The 452-nt window shown below is 44.7% G+C and carries 1 protein-coding gene; it reads right to left on the minus strand.

Going from position 1 to position 452, the window contains the following annotated elements:
* Positions 1-50: 50 nt before the first annotated feature.
* Positions 51-452: group II intron maturase-specific domain-containing protein (locus ACK8OT_RS19295; protein WP_410198137.1), on the minus strand; the 402-nt coding region annotated here is incomplete at its 5' end.

Below are 452 nucleotides of genomic sequence, written 5' to 3' on the forward strand. Positions count from 1 at the left end.
CCGCATCCGGCTCTTCAGTTATATATTCACGCGTGTAAATCACCACGCTCCTAGTACCAATCTACGTGAATAAATCGCTTACTCACTCTTGGTCGCTCAATAGCGTAATACATTAGCATCTTCTTGAAATTACTCCAGTTATAACTTCGCCGACCACTTCGCCTATTCAACCATTTATATAAACTGTGCAGCACATAACTGTACAATCTATCAAGGCTGCGGCTATTGTCTGGCAGGCCAAAGTAATTTCGGTATCCCATCAGTTTGCGTTTCAATTGTGGCATCCAAGTATTTAGCTTGTTTGACCGCTTGGCTTTGATGTATTGGTAAAACTCACTCATGCTAGCGCGGTGCTTTTCAGCACCCGTTCGCCGTCTGAGCCGAGGCATACCCTTCGCATCTTTTGCCCAGTAAAAGGCAAAGCCAAGAAACACAAATTGCCGTTTTCGACT

This window comes from Motilimonas thetidivivens (assembly GCF_046452435.1).
GTDB lineage: Bacteria > Pseudomonadota > Gammaproteobacteria > Enterobacterales > CBDFNC01 > Motilimonas.